General features: G+C 72.2%; 16 protein-coding genes. 10 read left to right on the forward strand and 6 right to left on the reverse strand.

Annotation, left to right across the window (positions count from 1 at the left end):
• Positions 1-1,203 (reverse strand): MFS transporter, encoded by a 1,203-nt coding sequence (locus K6U06_RS19555; RefSeq protein WP_262323654.1) that lies wholly within the window; start codon positions 1,201-1,203, stop codon positions 1-3.
• A 46-nt stretch (positions 1,204-1,249) separates the two neighbouring features.
• Between K6U06_RS19555 and K6U06_RS19560 the strand changes: the two genes are divergently transcribed.
• A complete protein-coding gene (locus tag K6U06_RS19560; protein WP_262323655.1) occupies positions 1,250-2,422 on the forward strand; it encodes an ROK family transcriptional regulator in 1,173 nt (390 codons plus the stop codon).
• A 69-nt stretch (positions 2,423-2,491) separates the two neighbouring features.
• On the opposite strand, the gene K6U06_RS19565 is transcribed toward K6U06_RS19560, so the two are convergent.
• Entirely contained in the window at positions 2,492-3,712 is a 1,221-nt protein-coding gene (locus tag K6U06_RS19565) for a C40 family peptidase (protein ID WP_262323656.1), read from the reverse strand.
• 463 nt (positions 3,713-4,175) lie between these two features.
• Between K6U06_RS19565 and K6U06_RS19570 the strand changes: the two genes are divergently transcribed.
• Both K6U06_RS19570 and K6U06_RS19575 read left to right on the forward strand, forming a co-directional pair.
• Positions 4,176-4,994: a hypothetical protein gene (locus K6U06_RS19570; protein ID WP_262323657.1), complete on the forward strand. Its 819-nt coding sequence runs from the start codon at positions 4,176-4,178 to the stop codon at positions 4,992-4,994.
• 49 nt (positions 4,995-5,043) lie between these two features.
• Positions 5,044-6,564, forward strand: coding sequence for an asparagine synthetase B family protein (locus tag K6U06_RS19575; RefSeq protein ID WP_262323658.1), 1,521 nt, complete (start codon positions 5,044-5,046; stop codon positions 6,562-6,564).
• Between the two features lie 25 nt (positions 6,565-6,589).
• On the opposite strand, the gene K6U06_RS19580 is transcribed toward K6U06_RS19575, so the two are convergent.
• Positions 6,590-7,585: a helix-turn-helix transcriptional regulator gene (locus K6U06_RS19580; RefSeq protein WP_262323659.1), complete on the reverse strand. Its 996-nt coding sequence runs from the start codon at positions 7,583-7,585 to the stop codon at positions 6,590-6,592.
• A 127-nt stretch (positions 7,586-7,712) separates the two neighbouring features.
• Here K6U06_RS19580 and K6U06_RS19585 point away from each other — a divergent pair, with 127 nt between their 5' ends.
• The 3 genes from K6U06_RS19585 (at position 7,713) to dcd (ending at position 12,160) form a co-directional block, all read left to right on the forward strand.
• The gene (locus tag K6U06_RS19585) at positions 7,713-9,230 is read left to right on the forward strand and encodes an MFS transporter (protein ID WP_410051105.1); all 1,518 of its coding nucleotides are present in this window, start codon (positions 7,713-7,715) and stop codon (positions 9,228-9,230) included.
• Between the two features lie 406 nt (positions 9,231-9,636).
• The gene (locus tag K6U06_RS19590) at positions 9,637-11,364 is read left to right on the forward strand and encodes a N,N-dimethylformamidase beta subunit family domain-containing protein (protein WP_262323661.1); all 1,728 of its coding nucleotides are present in this window, start codon (positions 9,637-9,639) and stop codon (positions 11,362-11,364) included.
• Positions 11,365-11,584: 220 nt separating this feature from the next.
• The gene (gene dcd / locus K6U06_RS19595) at positions 11,585-12,160 is read left to right on the forward strand and encodes a dCTP deaminase (RefSeq protein ID WP_262323662.1); all 576 of its coding nucleotides are present in this window, start codon (positions 11,585-11,587) and stop codon (positions 12,158-12,160) included.
• 17 nt (positions 12,161-12,177) lie between these two features.
• Here the strand turns inward: dcd and K6U06_RS19600 are convergent, their stop codons facing one another.
• The gene (locus tag K6U06_RS19600) at positions 12,178-12,708 is read right to left on the reverse strand and encodes an HD domain-containing protein (RefSeq protein WP_262323663.1); all 531 of its coding nucleotides are present in this window, start codon (positions 12,706-12,708) and stop codon (positions 12,178-12,180) included.
• A gap of 137 nt (positions 12,709-12,845) precedes the next feature.
• A complete protein-coding gene (locus tag K6U06_RS19605; RefSeq protein WP_262323664.1) occupies positions 12,846-13,643 on the reverse strand; it encodes a slipin family protein in 798 nt (265 codons plus the stop codon).
• A gap of 491 nt (positions 13,644-14,134) precedes the next feature.
• On the opposite strand from K6U06_RS19605, the gene K6U06_RS19610 reads away from it, so the two are divergent.
• Positions 14,135-14,509 carry an ATP-binding protein gene (locus K6U06_RS19610; RefSeq protein WP_262323665.1) on the forward strand — a complete coding sequence of 125 codons (375 nt, stop codon included), beginning with the start codon at positions 14,135-14,137 and terminating at the stop codon, positions 14,507-14,509.
• A gap of 24 nt (positions 14,510-14,533) precedes the next feature.
• Here the strand turns inward: K6U06_RS19610 and K6U06_RS19615 are convergent, their stop codons facing one another.
• Positions 14,534-15,898: a pyridoxal phosphate-dependent decarboxylase family protein gene (locus tag K6U06_RS19615; RefSeq protein ID WP_410051106.1), complete on the reverse strand. Its 1,365-nt coding sequence runs from the start codon at positions 15,896-15,898 to the stop codon at positions 14,534-14,536.
• A gap of 138 nt (positions 15,899-16,036) precedes the next feature.
• On the opposite strand from K6U06_RS19615, the gene K6U06_RS19620 reads away from it, so the two are divergent.
• Genes K6U06_RS19620 through K6U06_RS19630 form a run of 3 tightly spaced genes read left to right on the forward strand, consistent with a single transcriptional unit; the run spans position 16,037 to position 18,889 of the window.
• Positions 16,037-16,228: a type II toxin-antitoxin system HicB family antitoxin gene (locus K6U06_RS19620; protein WP_262323667.1), complete on the forward strand. Its 192-nt coding sequence runs from the start codon at positions 16,037-16,039 to the stop codon at positions 16,226-16,228.
• Positions 16,225-17,835, forward strand: a complete 1,611-nt coding sequence (locus tag K6U06_RS19625; protein WP_262323668.1) for a DNA-methyltransferase — start codon at positions 16,225-16,227, stop codon at positions 17,833-17,835. The genes K6U06_RS19620 and K6U06_RS19625 overlap by 4 nt, the downstream gene beginning before the upstream one ends.
• On the forward strand, positions 17,825-18,889 hold the full coding sequence (locus K6U06_RS19630; RefSeq protein ID WP_262323669.1) for a hypothetical protein: 1,065 nt from the start codon (positions 17,825-17,827) through the stop codon (positions 18,887-18,889). Before K6U06_RS19625 ends, K6U06_RS19630 begins: the two co-directional genes overlap by 11 nt.
• The last annotated feature ends 4 nt before the right edge of the window (positions 18,890-18,893 follow it).

Below are 18,893 nucleotides of genomic sequence, written 5' to 3' on the forward strand. Positions count from 1 at the left end.
TCACCCGGCCGGCGCCGGCCACCGCAGCGCCACCACCGCCCCGGCGGCCAAGGCGAGCAGTGCGCCGAGCCCCGGCAGCACGGCGAGGTGGCCGCCGGCCACCAGCGCCGCGCCGACCAAGGCGCCGCCGCCGATCCCGATCTGGAACGCCACCACGTACAGCGCCGACGCGGCGTCGGCGGCGTGTGGCGCGACGCGCAGCACGGCGGTCTGAAGCGCCACCGGGAACGCGGTGAACGCCGCCCCCCACACCCCGACCGCGACGACGGTGACCACCACCGACCCGCGGGCCACCAGCGCCAGCGCCCCCATCGCCACCACCAGGCCACCCACGCACAGCGCCGCCGCCTGGCGGGGGGACCGGTCGACTCGGGGGCCGACGACGCCGATGCCGGCCACGCCCGCCGCGCCGTACACGAACAGCACCGCCGACACGGCGAACCCGGCCAGGCCGGCGTCTCGCCGGATCAGGCTGGTGATGTAGGTGTAGGCCCCGAAGTGCCCGATCACCGCCAGCGCGGTGATCGCGCACAGCGCCGCCAGGCCGCGGTCTTGAAGCAGGCCTTTCACCGCCCGCAGGCCCTGCCTTGCGCCCACCGCAGGCAGGGAGGGCATGGTCACCCACAACGCGCCGGCCGACACCGCGGCCACTGCTCCCATCGCGGCCATGGCGACGCGCCAACCCGCCGCCTGGCCTATCGCGCTGGCGATCGGTATGCCGGCCACCAGAGCCAGGGAGTTGCCGACGAACACCATCGCGGTCGCCCTCCCCGCCCGGCCCGGCGGCGCCAACCTGGCCGCCACCGGCGCCAGCATCGACCAGAACACCCCGTGCGCAAGGGCGCACACCACCCTGGCGGCGAGCACGCCGGCGTAGTTGGGGGCGACCGCCATAACCAGCTGCGAGACCGCCAGCAAGGAGACGGCGCCGACCACGACGTGGCGACGGTCCCGGCGGTCCATCCACGCAGTGACGGGGACCGCGGCCAGGCCGGCGACCCCGGCGTACACCGTGACCAATAGGCCGATCGCGCTGACGCTGGAATGCAGGCCGCCGCTCATCTGCCCGAGCAGGCCGACCGGCAACCCTTCCGCGGTCACGTAGACGAACGCCGCGCTGGCGAGGGCCGCGACGGCCAAGCCGTGCCGGCGGGAGCGGCCCGACCCCCCGCCAGACGCACGCTCGGCCATGCGGAGGTTCACCCCCACAGCATATACTCGGAGTACGAGGAAAAGGGAGGGAGGTGGCGTGGAGCGAGCAGCGACCCGGAGCCCGGCGCTGTCGGCGCTGCTCGCTGCGGTGCACGCCAGCCCGGGAATCACCCGGGCCGACGCCGCGGCCGAGCTGGGCATGGCCAGCGGATACGCGACCGAGACGGTGGCCCGGCTGGTCGGGCTCCGCCTTTTGGAGGAGCGGGCCGCGGCGCCGACCGGGCGGCGGGGCCGGCCGACCACCGCCCTCCACCCCCACCCCGACGGCCCGCTGGTGGCGGCCGCCGCGATCAGTCACGACAGCTGGCGGGTCGCTGTCGTCGAGCTGGGCGGCGGCGTCGTCCGCTCCGGCGCCGGGGCTCACAGCGGCGACCAGGAGGAGGTGGTGCGGGCCGTCGCCGCGAGCTTCGACCGGGCGTGGCGGCGCTACGGGACCCGCATCCGGGCCTTCGCCGCTGCGGTGCCCGGCACGGTTAACCGCAACCGATTGGTCCACGCCCCCAACCTGGACTGGCGGGACCTCGACCTGGTCGCGCTGCGACCGGGGCGGGCGTCAAGCGTCGCGCTGCTCGGCGGCAACGACGCAACCTTCGCCGGCCTCGCCGAGCAGCGGTGCGGTGCCGCCGTGGGCACGTCGACCGCGGTTCACCTGTACTTGGACTGCGGCGTCGGAGGTGTGCTCGTCGACAGCGGCCGGGCGGTGCTGGGCACCGCCGGCGCCGCCGGCGAGTTCGGGCACCTCCCGTTCGGGTCGTCTTCGCGCCGGTGCGGGTGCGGCGCGCTCGGGTGCTGGAACACCGTGCTGGACGGGGCGGCCATCGCCCGCATGGTCGGTCAGCCGGCGCCGAGGAACGCGGTGGCGTTCGCCGCCGAGGTCCTGGAAGCGGCAGCGGCTGGCAAGCCGGTGGAGCTTCGCGCCGCTCGAGCCCTCGGCCGGTCGCTCGGGCGGGGCGCCGCCGGCCTGGTCAACGCCCTCGACCCGGAGCTGGTCACCGTCGGCGGGCTGGGGCCGGCGCTCCTCGCCGTGGCCGGCCGCCAGGTCGAGGCCGCCTACCGCCGGGGGCTGATGGCGTTCCGGGCCACCGGCGCCCCTCCGATCGTCCCGGCTCGTTTCGGGGCGGACGGGCCGCTGACCGGTGCTGCCGAGGAGGGCTTCGCTCGGGTCCTCACCGGGCCCGGCATCGACGAGTGGGCCGCCCTCGGGGGTTGACCCGAACCCGCCGCCGGGGGTCAGCTGGGGCCGGGCAGCGCCGGTATCGGCCAGGGCCGGGCGGCGGTGTCAGCCGGGGCGGCCGACGCCCATGACCGGGCCGAACCAGGAGAACTGCTCTACCCGCACCGCGGCGCCGACGTGGGGCGAGTCGACCATCAATCCGCCTCCCAGGTAGATCCCGACGTGGCTGATGTCGGGGTAGAAGAAGAGGAGATCACCCGGCTGCGCTGCGGCCAGGGGCACCTTGGGTAGCACCGCCAGCTGCTGCGCCGTGGTCCGCGGCAGGGCCACGCCGGCGTTGCCGTAGGCGTAGCTGGTGAGGCCGGAGCAGTCGAAGGCTCCCGGCCCGGCGGCACCGACCGCGTACGGCTTGCCGACCTGCGACAAGGCGATGGCCACCGCCTTGGCGGCCGCAGCCTTCTGGACCGCTCCTGCCGCGTACGTCGATGGGACCGGAAGCCGGTCGGCCAGTGCCCCCGCCGACCCGGGGGTGAACTGCCAGATGGCCCCGTCGGCCAGTGCGACCCGGTACCCGCCGGTCGCGGCCGAGACCGAGACCGCAGGCGCGCTGGCCCGCCCCGCCAGCGACCCGAGGAACGGGGCGTCGCCGAAATCGAAGACCCCTCCGTCGGACGCCACCAGCCAGTAGCCACGCCCCGTCGGCGACGGCGTCATCCCCACGATCGGCTGACTGAGGCGCACGCTGCCGGTCGACCCGAAGAAGCTGGCGTCACCGAAATCGAAGATCCCCCCGTCTGACGCCACCAGCCAATAGCCACGCCCCGTCGGTGTCGGTGCCATCCCCACGATCGGCTGGTTCAGGCGCACGTTCCCGGTCGACCCGAAAAACCCGGCGTCACCGAAATCGAAGATCCCCCCGTCTGACGCCACCAGCCAGTAGCCACGCCCCGTCGGTGTCGGTGCCATCCCCACGATCGGACGGTTCAGGCGAACGTTGCCGAGCGAGCCGAGGTAAGGGGCGCTCCTCGGGAAGATCCCGCCGTCGCTGGCCACCTCCCAGGCGCCTTGGCCGGGCGCCGACGCCCATCCCACCACCGGCGCGTTGAGCGCCGGCAGCGACGGGTAGGCGCCGGCGGTGGTGAAAAGGGCGCCGTCCGGTTCGACGACCCCGGCGGGCGCTGGCGCGCTCGGCGCTTGGGCGCCGGCCGCGACTGCGGTCGCCGGTGCGGCAGTGGAGGCTCCGGCCGCGGCAGCCGTCCCGGACCCGGTGAGGATCCCGGCGCTGACCACCACGCCGGCGCCGGCTAATCGACCGGCGCCGGCCAATCGCCGGGCAAGTGTCGATCGCAGGGCCTTCGGGGTTCGGGCGCCAGCGCGCCGACGAGCCCGTCGACGCAGCGAGCGCGGGGCGGGAGGGGCGGGCACAGCGCGGGTGAGCAGGGCAGCGGCGTAAGCGTCGTTCACGGGGTCTCCGTCTTCCGGTGCGTCAGGCGCACCGTTTTTCGGCGCAGCCTCCGCAGTAGTACGGCCAACCCGCCGGGTTGGCCCGACGACCAGTGAAGCTGCTGTTTGCGATCGCGGCAAGGGGGGTATAAGCGGCGCCCGGCGGCCGGCCGGGCCGCGCAGGCCTCTGACCTGCGGGTTGGTTCAGTTCCGGTTCAGCGAAGAACATTTCGCGCTCGGGTGCTGTGTCCCGCTTTGTCCGGTCGCGCTGCGTGCCGGGTCGACCGCTGAGTTACGTCGGAGGGTCGGCGGTGACGGGGAGACCGGCGGTACAGTTCGAGCGGAGATGGTCGACGTTGACGCCTTCTATCGCCAGCAGCTGACCGACGCCGACCGGCGCCTGCTGGGGGACGCGGCCGGGCCCCGAAGCGCGCTCGGCGCCGCCCTGGCCTCCGAGGCGGCTGAAACCGCGGTCTTCGGAGCCGACGGCAGCGGCCTGCGGGTAGGGGTCTCCCCGTTCCTGACCTTCGCGGTCGCGGTCCATCGCACCGCGGCGACGCTGGCCCAGGCCACGTTCGTGGAGGAGCGGTGGGCGCCTCGGGTCCGGATCCCAGTGTTCGACGTCAGCGGTCTGCGAGCCCTGCTCGACGACCCGCTGCGCCGATACACCCTCGTCGAGCTGCTGGCCTCCTACACCCGGGTGGTGAGCGGCGTCGCCTGGGTCCGCTCCGGTCGGGGTTGGCAGCGGCGCCGTTACAGCGAGCTGGACGCGGTGCGCCTGGCTGGGATGCTCGAGGTAGTGACCCCCGCGGAGCGTCCGGGCGTGTACCGCCGGTTGGGTGACCTGGCGCTGTTCACCACGGGCGTGTTCCCCGACTCGCCGCCGGCGATCGGCGGCGCGGGGAAGGGCCGGCTGCTGCGGCTGTCGGGCCTGGGCGGAGCCGCCGGCGACCTGACGGGCAGCGCGTTGCTGGAACTGCTCGGCGCCAGGTGGTACCAGCTGGCGGCCGACGCCGCCCGGAGGGCCGGCACTCCGCTGACCTTCAGCCTCGAGGTGGTGGCCGACCTGGCGGAGCACTTCGCCGACGCCCGCAGGATCTTGAACGTCGTGACCGACCGGTACCTGTTCCCGCTGCGCCAGCAGTGGTTCGGGAGTTCGCAGTAGGTTCCCTTCGCCCGGCGCGCCACCCGGTCGCAGGAGGGGGAGATAGCCGATGTGTGGCCTGGCCGCCGCGTTACCGAGCAATGACGGGTTCGTGCAGTACGCGCTGGCCCAGCAGCAGGCCCGGGGGCCCGACCAGCGGTCGGCGCTGAGCCTGGGCTTTTGCAGCCTGGGCGTCAACCGGCTGGCCATCAGCGGCCTGGTCGGCGGCGACCAGCCGCTCGTGTCGGCGGACGGCTCGGTGGTGGTGGTGTTCAACGGGGCGATCTACAACGCGGCGGCGCTGGCCCAGAAGTTCGGCATCGAGGTGAAGAGCAGCAACGACGGGGAGATCCTCCCGTTCCTATACCAGCGTTTCGGCCTGGACTTCGCCAACCACCTGGAGGGGATGTTCGCCATCTGCATCGCCGACCTGGCCGCCCAGGAGCTGGTCTTGGCGGTGGACCAGGTCGGCATCAAACCGCTGTACTCCTGCGCGGTCGGCTCCGGCCGGTACGCGGCCAGCACCATCTCGGCGTTCCCGCCGGAGCTGCGTTCCAAGGTGGCCCGGATGCCGCCGGGAACGGTATGGAGCTCCTCGGGGCGGATGCAGCGGATCGTGCACCTCTCCTATCGCGACGCCCCCCTCGGGGAGCTGCTGGCTTCGTCGGTCGCCGAGCAGATCCCGGTCGAGGTGCCGTGGGGGTGCATGTTGAGCGGAGGGGTCGACAGCTCGCTCATCGCGGCGCTGGCCTCTCAGTCAGCGCCGGGAGTGGCGACCTTCACGTGCGGCACCGAGGACGGCACCGACCTGCTCGCGGCCAGGGAGGTGGCATCGCTGCTGGGCACCACCCACCACGAGGTGATCGTCAACGACCACGAGCTGGCCTCCCTGGTCGACGTGGCGGTGGAGTGCACCGCCTCCCCGGAGGTGTGGATCGTGATGACCGCGGTGAGCACCTACCTGACCGCCCGGAGGGCCCGTGAGGAGGGGATCAAGGTCCTCTTGTCGGGCGAAGGAGCCGACGAGCTCTTCGCCGGCTACGCGGATCTCGAGGAGGTGCCGGCCGCGTTCCTCAACGGGACGCTTATGCAGCACCAGGCCAACCTCGGTGTCGCCGACTGCCTGAGGCTGGACCGCTCCACCATGGCCGCGTCGATCGAGGCCAGGGTGCCGTTCCTCTCCACGTCGGTCATGCGCCACGCCCGCGCCCTGCCACCCGACGACAAGATCAGAACCCGCGGCTCGGCGGTCACCAGGAAGTACGCGCTCCGCCAGGTCGCCCGCACGCTGCTCCCAGAGCACATCGCCGGGCGGGTCAAGTCCGAGTTCGCGCTCGGGTCAGGGGTCAGCGACGCCCTGCGCCGGCTCGCGGGGGCGATGTTCTCGGTGCAGGAGGTGGCGACGCTGCGGGCCGCGTTCCCCTCCTGGCCGATCGAGGACGCCCTCTCGGCGTGGTTCTTCTCGCGTTGGCTGGCGATCTTCGGGGTTTCGATCGGCACCGAGTGGGGGTCGCTGCTACGCCGGGGCCTGGTCCGCCAGCCCGTGTCGCCCTACGGGCCCTACGTGGCCGACGCGGCCGCCTACGGGTGAGCCGCCCCGGCCCCGACCGGAGGGCTCAGGAGCGCAGCTCGACGAGACGGCGTAGCCGCTGCTCGGTCTCGGCGTCCGCCGGCGTGTAGGTCACCAGGCGGGTTCCCACCCGGGGACCGGCCCAAAGGTTGGTGAAGTCGAGGCGCAGCAGGCCGACGTCGGGGTTGAGGAGCAACTTGACCCGGTTTTCGACCTGGTGGACGTCGCGCTGCGCCCACATCTGCGCGAACTCCGGCGACTCGTCGCTCAGCCGGCGGACCAGCGCCTTCCACGCCGGCTCGGCGACGTGGTCCGCCATCGATCCGCGCAACTGACCGACGCAGCGGGCGACCGCGTCGTCCCAGTCGACGATGGCGCGCCGCCATTCCGGATAGGTCAGGCTGAGCAGGAGGGTGTTGCGGTCCTCATAGGGCACCCGATCCAAATCGCCACACAACACGGCGTAGGGCCGGTTGTAGGCGAGGATGTCGAAGCGCCCGTTGAGCACGCACGCCGGCAGCGGGACCAGCTGCCTCAGCATGATCTCGATCGCCGGAGTCACCCCGGTGCACTCCCTGTCGGGCCCGGACTCCGTCGATCCGGCCAGCGCGAAGAGGTGGCGGCGCTCGTGAGGGTCGAACTGCAGCGTCCGGCAGATCGCGCTCAGTACCTCGCCGGACACCCGGATGTCGCGGCCCTGCTCCAGCCACGTGTACCAGGTGACCCCTACGCCGGCCAGGGCGGCCACCTCTTCGCGCCGCAGGCCGGGGGTGCGCCGCCGGCCGCTCCTGGACAGGCCAACCTGGTCGGGGGCGATCCGCTCCCGCCTGCTGCGGAGGAACGCGCCCAGCTCCCGGCGGCGCAGGGCGTCGGGATCGACCAGCGGACCGTCGCCGGGCGCTGCCGGCTCAGCGGCATCGCCGGACGCTGCCGGCTCAGGGGCATCGCCGGAGGCGCCCGGAGCGGGAGCATCTCCGGGCGCGCCCGATCCCGGGGCGTCGAAGCGCGTGTCGTCGAGGACGGAGTTGGCGCCGATGGCCACGAGTACAGCCTCCTGCGAAGGGTCTAGTACCAGGATGCCATGGTTAGAGCCTGGCTACCAGGTGTTGCCAATACCTGGATAACCAGGCTCCTGGTACCGGTCTAGGTCGAGGTTCAAAGTGATGAACATGTCGCTGCGCACCCCCACCACCACCCCGCTCGCAGCCGGGCACGCCGACCCCGACGCACCCCCGGCCCTTTCTCCACTCGGACTTGTCACCTTGCTCGTCGGCACCTTCCTGCCGATGACCGACTTCTTCATCGTCAACGTCGCCCTGCCCACCATCGACCACGACCTGCACGCCTCGCCCGGGATGCTCCAGCTGGTGGTCGCCGGCTACGGCGTGGCCTACGCGGTGCTGCTGGTCGTCGGCGGCCGCCTGGGTGACGCCATCGGCCGGCGCCGGCTGTTCATCGCCGGCATGGCCGGCTTCACCCTCACGTCGCTGGCCTGCGGGCTGGCACCGTCGATCGGGCTCCTCGTAGCCGGGCGGGCCCTGCAGGGCGCGGCGTCCGCGATGATGCTGCCCCAGGTGCTATCCAGCATCCAGGCCACCACCTCCGGCAAGGGGCGGGCCCGGGCCCTCGGCTTCTACGGGGCCACCGGCGGCCTGGCCGCGGTGGCCGGCCAGCTCCTCGGCGGCGTCTTGGTGTCCGCCGACATCGCCGGCACCGGATGGCGACCGATCTTCCTCGTCAACGTCCCCGTAGGCGTGGTCGGCATGGTGCTGGCCGGCAGGGTTATCCCCGAGACCCGCAGCTCGGCGCCGGCACCCGTCGACCGGTCCGGCACCGCCTTCCTCGGCGCCACGCTGCTGGCGCTGCTCGTCCCCCTGACCGAGGGCCGGTCGCTCGGCTGGCCGGCGTGGACCGTCGCCCTGCTGGTCGTGGCGCCGTTCCTCGCCGCCGGCTTCGTGCGAGCCGAGCGGCGCCTCGAGAGGCGCGGCGGCGCGCCCCTGGTGCCGATGTCGGTGCTGGCGGTTCCGAGCATGCGCAGGGGGCTGCTGCTCGGGTTGCCGTTCTTCGCCGGTTTCGGAGGGTTCATGTTCGTCTACGCCCTCACCCTCCAAGTCGGCGCTCACTTCAGCGCCCTGCGCACCGGGATGACGCTGGTGCCGATGGCCCTCGGGTTCCTCGCCGCCTCGCTGGCCATGCCGTGGCTGGTCGCCCGCTTCGGGCGCACCCAGCTGACCATCGGCGCCGCCATCCAGTTCTGCGGTCTCGGCGGCCTGGCCTGGGCCCTGACCGCCGGCTGGCCGCACCCGGCCATGTGGAGCCTTTGCATCCCGTCCCTGGCGTGCGGGGTGGGGCAGGGCATGATCATGCCCCCCTTGTTCCGGATCGTGCTGTCGGAGGTCCCGCCCGCGCTGGCCGGCGTCGGCAGCGGCGTCCTCACGACCATGCAGCAGACCGCGCTCGGTCTCGGCGTGGCCACCATCGGCAGCCTGTACCTGAGCGCCTCGGCGCATGGCGGCCGCTCGTCGCTGCACGCCTCGGTCCTGGTGCTGGTCATCCTCACGGCCGTCGCGGTCGTCGTCGGGGCTGCGTCGCAGGCGTTGCCGCGAGAGGTGCCGGCATCCTCCGGCGCGGGAGCGGCCTCCGCGGACGAGCCCCTCGAGCTGGCCGCTCTGGAGGCCGGGGTGTAGGTCGGGTGTAGGTCGCCGGCCGGCGAACTTCGCCGGTGGGCGGCGCCTCGGCGAGGGGGCCGGCCGGGGGCCGGCGGGGGACGTGGCGGACCCGATGGAACCCGCGACACACCTCGCGTGCGGGGCGGGGGTGTGTCGCGGCGAACCCGTCCGATATCGGCCTTTCCCGCGACATACCCCCCTCTTTTGGGCGGGGTCTGTCGCGGCTTTCTCTGCCGGCGCCGCGGCAGCGGGCGACAGCCGACCGCGGCAGCAGGCGACAGCCGACCGCTGCACCCCGGCGCCGGCACCGAGTGCGCCCCACCATCGCCGGGAGAAAGGTATCGTCCACGCCGATATTGCGATGCCTCCTCGAGAGGCCGGACACGGCGGGCGCGACAGCCGCAAGGCGGACAAGGACAAGGCAATGGGTAGCCAAGAGCCGGTGCTCACACGCCAGGGCCGGCGCAAGGAGCGAGCCCGCCGCCGTCACCGTCGCGTCGTCGCCGCGTTGGTCGCGGTCGCTGCGATCACGGTGGGCGCCGCGGTCGGCTTCGGGGCCCTTTCGTCCTCGGACCACCGGCGGGCGAACGGGCCGTCCCACGCGGCAGGCGCCAAGACCGGCAACAGCGCCTCGCAGGCCACCGACGCCCCGCAGTTGACCGCGACGTCACTCGGACCGTTCGGCGTCGAATCGGCGGCGATCGCGGCGGAGAACCAGCGTCCGGGGACGACGGCCTGGCAGATCTCCGCCGACGCCGCGGCGCACGGCACCATCGACGGCTTCACCGACCGCAACTACGTAGCCGACGGGGAGTCATTCGGGCTGTACGTGTCGACAACCGCTGCCAAGTTCCATGTCGTCGCCTACCGGATGGGTTGGTACGGCGGTGCGGGTGGACGGCAGGTATGGGCGTCGGGTGAACTGCCGGGCGTCGCCCAGCCCAAATGCCCCGTCATCAAGTCGACCAACACCGTTGAATGCGACAACTGGTCCAAGGCGCTCACCGTGGACGTCGACCAGGCGTGGCCGCCAGGCGACTACCTCCTGAAGCTGGTCGGCTCCGACAACGAGCAGGCCTACGTGCCAATGACGGTCTGGCAGCCGGCCAGCCACGCCGCCTACCTGGTGGTCAACCGGAGCACGACCGAGCAGGGGTGGGACACCTACGGCGGCTACGACTTCTACCAAGGCCTCGGGCCCTGCCTGCTCGACACCAGCTCCTACCCGCCGTGCAACCGGGCCCGGGTGGTCTCCCTCGACCGTCCCTACGTCGCGGGGCACGGCTCGTCGGACTTCCTCGACAACGAGTACCCGCTCATTCGATGGATGGAGAAGCACGGCCTCGACGCCACCTACGCCACCAACATCACCCTGGACGAGCACCCTGCTTTCGCCGCACAGCACCGGGCATGGCTGTCGCTCGACCACGACGAGACCTGGACCTACCACGAGCTGCAGGCAGCCAAGTCCGCCGCGGCGGCGGGGACCAACGTGGTGTTCTTCAGCGGGGCGGCCATCGTCCGCCACGCCCGGCTGCAGGCGTCCCCTCTCGGCCCAGACCGGGAGATCGTCGACTACCGCAACAACAGCGAGGACCCCGCGGCGTCGAAGGGCGACCCCAACCAGGTGACTGGCAACTCGTGGGACGAGGGACAGACCGCGTTCACCGGGGAGATGTACTCGGGGCTGGTGCCTCCCGACAAGCCTCCGGTCCCGATGGTGATCACCGATGCCTCCTCCTGGCTGTTCCAAGGGACGGGACTGGCGAACGGCGCGAACATCCCAGCGGCGGTCGGGTCGGACATCGACCACATCAACCCTTCGGTCGCCGTGCCCGCCGACCTCCAGGTGCTCGCCCACTCCCCCATCCCTCCGGGGGAGGGCTACACCAGCTCCAGGACCTGGAACGGATACAACTACTCCGACTTCACGTACTACACCGAACCGGGGAGCAAGGCCGGGATCATCGACACCGGCGACACGACATTCATTACCGAGCTGCTGCCTTGCCCCCCCGGGACCGCCTCGTGCCCGGCCCCGGTCCTGACCACCATGGTCGCCAACATCATGAGGCTGGTCGGGCAGGGCCCGGCCGGCGCGGTGCAACCGTCGGCGCCCAACTGGAAGTCGATCGTCCCCTACGGGTCCTGACCGCCGAGTGAGGGACCCCCGTTGGCTCAACCCCTGCTCGCGACCCCCGACCTGGCCGGCGGGTAGGTGCCTCACCACCGGCGCCATCGTCCGCGTCGACGGCGGCCTGCCGATCGGCCAGTAGCACCGCCGGCTGCTCGAGGGGTCGGGAGGGACGTTCGCGGATTTACAGGGGCGCCCTGCTGCAGCGGGGGCGGGGCGCCCACTACGGTGCCGGGACGTGATTCTGTCCGACCGCACGATCCGCGAGCAGCTGGCCGCCGGACGCATCGTGATCGACCCTCTCGACCCGGCCGACATCCAGCCGTCGTCGGTCGACCTCCGCTTGGACCGCTACTTCCGGGTGTTCCGCAACCACACGATGCGGGTCATCGACGTCAAGCAGGACCAGGAGGAGCTCACCGAGCTGGTCGAGATCGGCAACGAGGACGCGTTCGTCCTGCACCCAGGCGAGTTCGTCCTCGGGTCGACCGCGGAGCGGGTGTCCCTCCCCGACGACCTGGTCGCCCGGCTCGAGGGTAAGAGCAGCCTGGGCCGGCTGGGGTTGTTGATCCACTCCACCGCCGGGTTCGTCGACGCCGGTTGGGACGGGTACCTCACCTTGGAGCTGTCCAACGTCGCCAACCTCCCGATCACTTTGTACCCGGGCATGAAGATCGGCCAGATCAGCTTCCTGGCGATGACCACCCCTGCTGACGTCCCCTACGGCTCGGCCGCGGTGGGCTCCAAGTACCAGGGGCAGCGGGGACCGACCCCGAGCCGCTACTTCATCAACTTCAAGCCCAAGCCCGAGTAGGACGGCCGCCGGCGCCTCTAGGGGGCGATGATCCCGTCGTCGACGGCCAGGGCGACGAGGGCTCTCGCTGCGGCGTGCAGCGCCGGGCTGCCCGGCTCGATCCGGGGGATGACGAGCTCCTCCACGCGCCGGGCGGTGACCCCGTTGGTCCGCCACGCCTCGCCGCCCGACGCCGCGTTGAGCAAAAGGGGCTGGATCCGGTCGAGAGCGAGCGCGAAGCGGGCGTCGGCGCTCTCGCCGGCCTCGAACTCTTCCCACAGACCCCGCAACCAGCCGCCTTGGTCGGCGGGCAGCACCCCGAAAACCCGTTCGGCCGCAGCGTCCTCCAGCGCCCTCGCTGACTCCCGGGCCGCAGCGTCGTAGAGGTAGGCGTCCCCGGCGTCGATCTCGACTAGGTCATGCACGAGCAGCATCGTGGCCACCCGCAGCACATCGACGGGCTCGGCTGCGTGCTCTGCGAGCAGCAGCGCCATGAGCGCGACGTGCCACTGGTGCTCGGCGTCGGTCTCGCGACGGCTGCCGTCGGTGATCAGGTTGCGCCGCAGCACCCTGCTTGACCCGGTCGATCTCGACGACGAAGTCGAGCTGGGCGGCCAGGCGGGCCTCCAGGTCGGCGCCGGCCAGCGGGTCACGCCGGGACGGGACGGTCGCCGGCTGGTGGATCCCCGGCTGTTCGGTGGCCGGGTCAGTCACGCGGGCGGAACATGCTCAGCAGCTCGACGGGGATCGGGAAGATCAACGTCGAGTTCTTCTCCGCCGCCACCTCGGTGAGGGTCTGAAGGGTGCGCAGCTGGAGGGCGCCGGGGCTGGCGGTCAGCTTGTCGGCGGCTTCGGCCAGCTCGCTCGACGCCTGCAGCTCGCCGGTGGCGGCGATCACCTTGGCCCGCCGCTCCCGCTCGGCCTCCGCCTGGCGGGCCATGGCCCGCAGCAGCTCCGGCGGCAGGTTGATGTCGCGGACCTCGACCTGGCGGACCTCGACCCCCCACTCCGTAGTGCTCTTGGCGATCGTGGCCCGCAGCTCGTCGTTGACGTCCTCGCGGTGGGCCAGGAGGCTGTCGAGCTCGTAGCGGCCGATGATCGAACGCAGACTGGTCATGGCCACCCGCTGGCTGGCGAAGCGGAAGTTGTCTACCCCGATGACGGCGCGGGTGGGCTCCACCACCTGGAAGTAGACGACGGCGTCCACCGCGATGGTCACGTTGTCCTGGGTGATGACGGCCTGCGAGGGGATGTCGACCACCTCCACCCGGAGGTTGACCTTGGTCACCCGGTCGACGAAGGGGATCCGCACCACCAGGCCCGGCCCGCGGGGTTCGTGCATGACCCGCCCGAAGCGGAACAGCACCGCCCGCTGGTACTCGGTCACCACTATGAGCACCGACCGCAGCGTCAGGAGGGCGATCAGCACCACTGCGATGACCACCACCGCGACGATCGCGCCCGCCCCCGACCCCGCGGCCAGCATGTGTGCAGAGGCGCCCATACCTGGAGTATCCCGCGTCCCCGACCCCTGCGCACGGCCCTCTTCACCGAGAAGGCCCGGCAGCGGGGCTAGCAGGCCTGTCAAACCAAGTTGTGACCCTTTCGCCGGATGCCTCCGGTCGGTACCGTTGTGCCGCACCACGGACCACTCATCGCGCAGAAGGCCGTGACACAGCATGAAAATCGGAGATGAGACTGGCTTTCTTCTCATCTCTGTCCCGCTACGTGGCAGTGTCGACCTAACGGCGATATGGTTGGCCGCCTGGAGTGGGAACCCGCCACCTACTCCAGGTAGAGCGGGTCCGAGATCCGCCGCTCGGTCCGCTCCGCCGATGGCGCCCTCCGGGGCGCCATCGGTGTTTCCGGTCGCGAGGTGCTGCAGCCGACGGCAGTCGACGGCCGGCCGGCATCCGCACGGCCGCCAGGAGGACCCGCTCCCGGACCACGGCGGGGAGTAAGCGCGGCGGGGAGTGAGCGCGGCGGTCAAAGGGTATGAGCGCTCCCGAGATGCACGAACGGCGCGAATTCGACGGTGACTCGCGCAGCGTCGCCGCGGCCCGCCGGTTCGTGACCGACGTGCTCACCCGCTGGCACACCCCGCTCGGCGACACCGCGCTGATGGTGTCCGAGCTGGCGACCAACGCGGTGCTCCACGCCGGCAGCCCGTTCGTGATCGACGTCCACTGCAGCGACGCTGGAGTGCTGAGGGTGGAGGTGTCCGACACCGATCCCACCCCTCCGGTCCCGGAGCTGGGTCTGGCCAACGAGTCGGTCCGGGGCCGAGGCCTGCTGCTGGTCACCGCGTTGGCCAGGCAGTGGGGGTACCACATGACCAGCCACGGCAAGACCGTCTGGTTCGAGGTCTGAGCCTCCCTCGGGCCTGAGACCCGGTCATGCCATGGTGGCGAGGATCTCGGCGACGATCTCGTCGCTCGTGTCGGGGTGGAGGAACGCGAACCGAGCGATGGTCTCACCCTCCCACTTGCTCGGCGTCACGAACCCGATCTGGCCCGCCAGCAGCTCCGAGGACCACCGGTCGTAGTCCTCTGCGCTCCAGCCGAGCCGACGGAACATCACCACCGACAGCTCCGGGGGTCGGACCAGTTCGAGGTGAGGGGTGGCCTCGATGGTCGCGGCCGCCCGCCACGCCGTCTCGAGCACCTGCGTGATCGCGTCACGGTAGGCATCGGTCCCGTGCAGCGCCATCGAGAACCACAACGCCAGGCCACGGGCCCGGCGGGTCAGATGAAAGGCGTAGTCGCTCGGGTTCCACTCCTCGGGCGTCTGCCCGCTGTCTGCGCCGGTGTGGATGACGTCGAGGTAGGCGGCGTCTTGGGTGTGGACCGCCTTGGCCAGCCACGGCCGCTTGTAGATCAGCGCGGCGCAGTCAAACGGGGCGAAGAGCCACTTGTGGGGATCCATGATCAACGAGTCGGCGTGCTCGATGCCTTTGTAGCGGTCCCGGACCAGCGGCGAGAACATGCCCGCACCGCCGTAGGCCCCGTCGACGTGCATCCACATGTCGAGGTCGGCGGCGACCGCTGCCACACCGGCCAAGTCGTCGATGATGCCGGCGTTGGTCGTGCCGGCGGTGGCGGCCACGCCGATGACGCTGGCGGGGTCAGGGTCGGCCTCCAGCGCGGCCCGCAGGGCGTCGCCGGTGAGGCGGTGGTCGACGGTCGGCACGATGAGCGCGCCGACGTCGATGATCCTCAAGGCGTTGCCGAGCGACGAGTGGGCCTGGTCGGACAGCGCAAAGCGAAGGCGAGGTGGCGCCGCGGCGCCCATCTTGGCCCTGGCGGTGTCGCGGGCGACGACCAGCGCCGACAGGTTGCCGGCCGAGCCGCCGGAGACGAAGCACCCGCCGGACCCGGCCGGCATCCCGGCCAGGTCGGAGAGGACCCGCAGGGCCTGGTTCTCCGCGGCGACGGCGCCGGCCGCCTCCAGCCACGACGCGCCCTGCAGTGACGACGCCGAGACGATCATGTCGAACAAGAGCGACGCCTTGGTCGGAGCCGCGGGGATGAACGCCAAGAACCGGGGGCTGTCGCACGACAGCACCGCGGGGGCCATGTGGGTTTCGAACAGTTGCAGGAGTTGCTCGGCGGTGTGCGGACCGGCGGCCACCGCCCCGGCCAGCGCCGCGTCCAACACGCCCTTTTCCCCAGGGAAGTCGAGCGGGACGGGATCGAGGGCCAACCGTTCCCTGCAGTAATCGAAGACCAGTTCCGTCAGCGCGGGGTCGTGGACGAACATCGGATTGCGCACTCCCGGGTGTCTATCAGGAGCAAAAGGGGGCGCGAACCGGCGGCTGACGCCGTTAGCGCGCGTTGCCGCGCGTTGGTGCGCGCACCATCCGCCACCTCGTCGCAGGGGGTCGGTAGCGTCACCGGGGTGGGACGGCCCAGAGTGTGCGACGAAGACCGCAAGGTCACCGCGGTCCGGTTGCCCGCCTCCCTCCACGAGCGGCTGCACGCCACCGCCGGCGAGCGGGGCGTGTCAGCCAACGAGCTGGTGACCCGGGCGCTCGAGGACTACCTCGAGCGCCTCCCACCCATCGAGGTCGTGCTCGGAGCCCGACCGTGAGCGCGCCGGAACCCCTCGCCCGGCCCGGGCGGCGACGCACCGCGACGTCAGCGTTTGGCGTCGGGCGGCGCGAGAGCCATGATGCCAGCGGCTTCTACCGGCGATTCGCCGCGCCCACGATCAGCGACGACGCCACGGTCTGCCATCCCGACGACCGCCCGGCGGTCGACCGGATCTTCCTCGGGGACATCCGCGACCAGCCCGGGACCGTGGCGCCCGACTCCGTCGCCCTGGTCGTCACCTCACCGCCGTACTACTCGGGCAAGGACTACGAGACGGCCATCGGCGAAGGTCACGTGCCGGCGAGCTACACCGACTACCTGGCGATGCTCTCGGGGGTGTTCGCGGAGTGCGCAACCGCGCTGGAGCCGGGCGGGCGGATGGCGATCAACGTCGCCAACCTGGGCCGCAAGCCCTACCGGAGCCTGTCGGCCGACGTCATCTCGATCCTCGAAGACGACCTGGGCCTCCTCCTGCGAGGAGAGGTCATCTGGCAGAAGGCCAAAGGCGCCGGCGGCAACTGTGCGTGGGGCACCTACCAGCGCCCCGGGGACCCGGTGCTGCGAGACCTGACCGAGCGGGTGATCATCGCCTCCAAGGGCCGCTTCGACCGGGCGGTCAGTCCCGCCGAGCGAGCGGCCCGAGGGCTGCCGTCCGAAGGCACGATCTTTCGTGACGAGTTCCTCGAGGCGACCGTGGACCTGTGGGAGATCCCGCCTCAGAGCGCGACGCGAGTCGGCCACCCGGCGCCGTTCCCGGTGGAGCTGCCCCAGAGGCTCATCGACCTCTACACCTACCGCGACGATCTCGTCGTCGACCCGTTCATGGGGTCGGGCACGACAGCCGTGGCCGCCCTGCGCACCGGGCGCCACTTCGTGGGCTACGACACCGACGCGGCCTACGTGGCCGCCGCCTTGGGCCGGGTGGAGGCCGAGCGGCGCTCGCTGTCCACGCCCGGGCCGCTCGGCCGGCCGTCCCTGCCGCCCGGACCGACTCCTCGAGCCCCGGTGGAGGGCGAGTCCCTCACCCAGCGAGGCGTCCGGGAGGGCCGCCGAGCCCGGGAGCTGGCCCGGTGGGCCCTCGAGGATGCCGGCTTTTCCATCAACGGCGACAACGTGCGGCTCAAGGCCGGGGTGGTGGTCCATTTCACCGCGACCGACGCAGCCGGCGGCGAGTGGCTGATCGACGTGCCCGGCGGGTTCACCGCGACCGGCGGCGGCCTGACTCGCGCCGAGACGCTGTTTCGCACCCTCGGCAAGGCTGCGGTGGTCCAGCACACCCGACCCGGGTCCCGCTACCTGCTGCTGTCCGCGGAGGTGCCGGCTCCGGGCAGCACCGGCGGCCAGGCCCTCCGGGCGGTGACCGGCACCGATCCGGCGACCAAGCCGGTCTATGACGTCATCGCCTTGACCGCGCCGGGCGACTTGGAGCGCCTGCGAAGCCTGGGCCGCGCCGACCCACCGGCTGCCCCCGGCGCGAACCCGCCCCCCGGGGCCACCGCCACAACCCCCGCCGGCGCCAGAACCCCTGCCGCGGCCAAGCGGGTACCGGCCGGCGGCGCCGTTGCCCCCGCCCGGTCCGGGCGCCGGCGCGCCGATGGCGGGTGACCGGACTCTCGTCACCGAGCTGGCGACGGCCCTTGGGACGCTGCCCTACCCGGACCTGCCTACGGTCCTGGCCGCCCGACCCGGCGAGCTGACGATCGACGACGGCGTCTGGGACCGTCTCCAGCAGCTCCACCAGGCCGGCGCCCACGCCGAGGATTTCGCCACCGCGTGGTCCAACGGGCGGGCCTTCGCCGCGGCCGGTGACGGGCTGGCCGGAAGGCCACCTCGGCTGGTGGAGTGGACCGGAGGGCGGCGACCCCCCGGCGACGAGGTCGCGCCGATCGACCTGCGCATCGACCACGTCTACCTGATCAGCTGCAAGTACCTCTCCGACGTGATCGCCAACCCGTCACCGGGGCGGCTCTTCGACGGTCTGCTGGCCACAGCCGGCGAATGGGACCGGGGGGACTGGTACCAGGCCGTCGCTCCGGAGGAGTACCAGGCGCTGTACGCGGCCTGCCGGGACGCCGCCGGTCTGCCCGGCCTGCCGGACGCAGCCGGCGGGCTGACCGGCGAGGACCGTCTGCGCCTGAGCCGGGCGCTGGCCGATCGTCTGTACCCGCCCGGGGCGCGGGAGGCCTACCGGCAGCTGTGCGTGGCGGTCAGCGAGCGCTCCGCCGAGCGGTGGGCCCGGCGGCTGGCCGCGTCCGACCCCGAACGTGCCTTGTGGCGCCTGCTGCGCATCGGCAACGCCCCCTACTTCCTCCTCGGCGCCAAGCAGCGCGCCGGGCGGGGCCGGGGCCCCGGTCCCCGCAACGAGAGCCTCCGCCTGCGGGTCGCCACGCCTTGGGACTGGCGCCAGGCCCACCGGCTGGAGGAGTTACAGGTCCGGGCCGCTGGCGCCGGCCAGCCCCGCGTCGACTGGACGGCGCGCTGCACGGATCTGCGCAATGGGGCGGCGCGCCAGGTCGACGGCCACGTCGAGATCCGCTGGAGTCACGGCCGGTTCCGCCAGCCGCCCGAGGCCAAGGTGTACCTGGACACGCCGGCATCCCGCCTGCCTGGCTACCACTCCCTCGATGCGCCGGCGCCGCCCGGCCAGCTGCCATTGTGAAGGC

This window comes from Acidiferrimicrobium sp. IK (genome assembly GCF_025499425.1).
Classification (GTDB): Bacteria; Actinomycetota; Acidimicrobiia; order Acidimicrobiales; family Palsa-688; genus Acidiferrimicrobium.